The sequence below is a fragment of the Gordonia sp. UBA7860 genome (genome assembly GCF_002500165.1).
GTDB lineage: Bacteria > Actinomycetota > Actinomycetes > Mycobacteriales > Mycobacteriaceae > Gordonia > Gordonia sputi.
This window is the reverse complement of sequence record NZ_DLSO01000066.1, coordinates 1-4,342: the sequence shown is the minus strand read 5'-3', so window position 1 is coordinate 4,342 and position 4,342 is coordinate 1. Positions and strand designations below refer to the sequence as shown.

General features: G+C 62.6%; 2 protein-coding genes. Both read left to right on the top strand.

Features of this window, described 5'->3' with window-relative positions:
* The first annotated feature begins 671 nt into the window (after positions 1 to 671).
* Positions 672 to 2,321 (top strand): ATP-dependent nuclease, encoded by a 1,650-nt coding sequence (locus B3T59_RS09115; protein ID WP_349681963.1) that lies wholly within the window; start codon positions 672 to 674, stop codon positions 2,319 to 2,321.
* 4 nt (positions 2,322 to 2,325) lie between these two features.
* A complete protein-coding gene (locus tag B3T59_RS09110; RefSeq protein WP_287002058.1) occupies positions 2,326 to 4,011 on the top strand; it encodes a UvrD-helicase domain-containing protein in 1,686 nt (561 codons plus the stop codon).
* Positions 4,012 to 4,342: the final 331 nt, after the last annotated feature.

The window sequence follows — 4,342 nt, the reverse complement described above, 5'->3', positions numbered from 1 at the left end:
CGCGCACTGGTTCGACCAGCGGGCCACAAGTCGCGACCTGCACTGGCGCCCCGCCGTGAGCGTCGACGAGGGGCTGCGGCGCCTGGCCGCGCACTACGGCGGCACCGCCGCCTGACGCCGGTCGGTGGTGCTGGTGACTTGTGCGACCGACCATCGCCGACTTGGCATCGCGCCCAAACCGGAGATTTCAGACGGAGGTGTACTTCGTTTGTGAGCGCAGGGAAGGCGCCTTGCACCAACGCCGTCCGTGAGAATAGGACGGACGACCGACGCAAGCAGGGCGCAGTGGGACGGCCGGAGCCTCTGCGCAGGTGTGCGGCGCACACCTGTCGGACATGAAGGTTCTCGCCCGCCCCGCACTCGTTCATGCCACGTTGCCCATACTGGGTACCTCACCCGCGCAAGCCGCCGCAATGCTCGGGCGAAAGTGCACACCTTGGAGATCAGCGTCGTCACGGGCACGAAGATGTCGGCCCGGCTACCGCTGCACGGGCTGTATGTGCTGTAACATCCCGGTGACCTGCTGGCCCGGAGCGAGTCAGTCGGACACGTGACGGCACCCGCTCAGCACGGCTCCGGCGAGGGCTAGCGACATCATCTAGCGTAAACCCACAACGGGTGCTTCGTTGAACGAATGAATCTGCACATGCCTGACTGGCGAGTTCACCGGGATGAGCTGGACGGCGCACTCTCGCCGAGGGGGGATGGACCTAGTGCGTTTGAACCGTGTCGCTGTTCAAAACCACAGCCGCCTACAGGATCTTGAACTTGAGGTACGGCAACACTTGGTGCTGGTCGGTCCGAACGACGTCGGCAAGTCGTCACTCCTGCGCTGCCTCGATCTTCTTCTCGGAGCCAGCGCCGCACAGCTTTACTCCAAGATCACCATCGATGATCTCCGCGACCCTGATCAGCCCTTAGTCGTCGAGGTCGATCTGATCGACTTCTCGACCGACGACGAGGCTCTTTACCCAGACGAGATCCAGGTTAGGGCCAGCGGCACCAAGTCCCTGACCATCCGCATGGAAGCAACGTTCGACGTCAACCAGACCCTCTCGGTCCAGCGCTTCGCTCCGACCAGTGGCACCGGACGTCAACTCTCGCGCAACCAGTTGCTCGGCATCCGATGGACGCTGCTCGGGGCCGCGGACGGCTCGCGAGACATCCGCGACAACCGGCACTCGATGCTCGACGAAATCTTGAGGGCCATCGATCTTGGAGCCGAGCAGGCCATCTTCGACGCGCTGATCGAGAAGATTGGCGAGGGGCTGCGGGAATCCAAGGTGCTCGACGGCATTCGCGATGAACTCGCCGGTCAGCTTACGAAGGCACTTCCGGACGCTATTGGCAAGGACGATCTCCAGTTCGTCCCAGGTGCCTCGGCCGACAACGACGTGCTGAGCGGTGTTCGGCTGCATGTCAGCAAGGCTGGCGTTCCCCGTGCTATCAGCGAGCAGTCGGACGGTATGCGTGCTATGTACGCGATCGCGCTCTACGACCTGATTTCAGGCGGCGCGAACATGGTTGGCATCGATGAGCCTGAGATCCATCTCCACCCCAGTAGTCAACGTAGCCTCGCGCGGCTTCTACAAGCTGGAGAGAACCAGAAGTTCCTGGCTACTCACTCGTCGGACATCGTCAGCGCCTTCTCCGCGGAGTCGATCGTGACCGTCCGATCCGGTGGTGCCGTTATCCAGCCGAAGACGGGTTTCCTGAGCGCCGATCAGCGGATGGTGGTGCGCTGGTGGGTCCGCGACCGGCTCGAGCCGCTCACGGCCCGACGTGTTGTCGGTGTGGAAGGTATCTCCGATCGCATCGTCCTCGAACAGGCTGCGCGCCTCACCGATCGCGAACTCGACCGGCTCGGCGTCTCGCTCGTCGAAACCGGTGGGGCTGGGGACATGGGGGCGATTCGGCAACTGTTTGGACCGAACGGCTTCAACGTCCCGATGTCGCTGCTCATCGACCGCGATGCCGCCGCGGACACGGCGAGCAAAATCGGTGTCGCCGAGGGTGATCTCAACAAGCACTCGGTCTGGATTTCGGAACGCGATCTGGAGGAGGAGTACACCGCAGCGATCGGGGCCGACGCCTTGTGGAGCGCGATCGAGAGGTCCGGTCACTTCTCAAGGAACGAACTCAACAACTGCAAAATTACCGGGCCGTCCGGTACACGAACGACCGACGACGTCGCCGCATTCTGTCGCTTCAAGTCGACCTACAAGGCGCGCGCAGCGATGGTGGTAGCTGGACTGCTCGACGAGCCGACCGCCCGTAAGATCAAGAGCATCGAGGACTTGCTCGACGAGATTGCGAGTTAGCCCGATGGTCGAACCCACAGTCAGGCAAGCTGAGATCCGTGACCACGAGGGACTGTCTCTCCTCGTCGTGGCGCCCGCTGGATGCGGCAAGACCGAAGCGCTCGGGCTACGCGCCAAGGGTCTGATCGCACGAGGTAACGCCGTTGCGCCACGACGCATTCTGGTGACTACGTTCTCCAACCGTGCGCGTGACAATGCAAGGGATCGACTGCAGTCGTACCTGACTCCCCAGGAGATGCGCGACCTCGTCACCGTCTCCAATTTCCATGGCCTAGCTGCTCGGATCTTTCGAGCCCATGCCAACGTCATCGGGCTCGACCCGACAATGATCGCGCCGGAGTCAGACTGGATCGCTGAACAGTGTCGAGCCAGAGGCCTCAGCTTTCTGGCGTCGACCGACGTGCAGACCTTTCTCCGGGTCGCCAAGCAGGAGCCGCGTGATGACGCCGAAGTTGACGCCGAGCTCGTCCGCGTCGGCAACCGGGTCGCCCTGGAGATCGAGCGGCAGCGGATCGCTGAGGGGCGACTGACCTACGACGACCTGCCTCGCTTGGCCGAGATCATCCTGGCCAACGATCAGGTCGCTGGGCTCTACCGCAACCACTTTGCTGCAGTCATTGTCGACGAATTCCAAGACCTCACGCCGCAGCAACTGCGGATCGTCAACCGGATCGGCTACGGGAAGACGACGTACGCCGGAGACTTGGCCCAGGGTATCTACAGCTTCGCCGGTGCCATGCCAAATCAGGTCCACGCGGCCCTCCAAGCTGAATGCGTCGACACCATCGAGTTCTCGGAGTCGCACCGTTCCTCCCCGGCCGTCCTTGCGATGGTCAATTCGCTCAATGGGGTGACCGGCGGACAGATCCTCACCGCGGCCAAGCCAGCCTCCTGGCCCGGGGGTGGACTCGCTGGTGGCGTCGGGTTCAGCGATGTAGGATCGGAAGCCGAATGGATTGTCGCGCTCTGCGAGCGAATCCTGAAGAACGCACCCGGACAGCGCATCGGCGTCGTTGCCCGCACAAAGCCGCGCCGTCGATTCGCTGATGAACGCGTGGAGGCGAGCGGACTACCGTACTATCGCTGGGAGGACGGCGTGCTCGACACCGACACCGCCCGCGCCATGAAGGCCATGCTTACGCGGCTGTCGGTAGTTGAATTCAATGCTGCGGCAGACCAGCTTGAATTCCTCCGTACCGCTGCAGGGTTGGACTCGATCCAGGACTCCAACGATCGTACGTCCATGGCAGACGCCATCAACTGGTGCTACGACCTCCTGCAGGATGGCGTTACCGCAGCGGCGATTCGTGGCCGAATCCGAGTGGGCGACGACTCGACACTCCTGAGTCTGCCGGGAGTTCATCTCCTCACCGGCCACGCCGGCAAAGGCCAACAATTCGACTGGATCGTTGTTTTGGGGTTGGAGGAGGACACGCTGCCTGACTTTCGGCAGAAGGACACGGCAGAGGCGCTCGCCGAGGAAGCTCGCATCCTAGCCGTCATGATCTCGCGCGCACGCCACGGCGTCATTCTCACGGGCAGCAAGACAGTTCCAATCAAAAGTGGCGCTATCCGGAACCGCGTAGCCTCCCGGTTTTGGAAGCTGCTGGGTAGCGGCGGCTGGATCAAGCAGGATGCCATCGACGCTTGGTTCGACGCTGCAGACTGGGACGCTATTGCGCGTCGCTAGTTCGGGCCAAGTATCGGCGGCTCCTCGTATTCAGAGTCGTGTGAGTGGCTTGTCCTATCTCATGTTGCGATCGAACTGGCGAGTACTGTCTTTGCGCGACGCCCTAGCCCCTCCGCGGGAAGCGAAGGCTGAAGATTCCACCAGAAACCGTGTCTTGGAGCACCGCACTCTGCGCTCGCATGGGTGCAATGAAGGGCTTTCCGCGGCGCCCCGATTCGTGATCTTCGGGTTTTGAACAGGTCTCGGCCACCCAGGGGCACCTTCATCGGGGCGCCTGCGTTTTATCCGGAGAGGTCCTTCGGTGTACATAAGCGGGCGAACCGGGCATGCT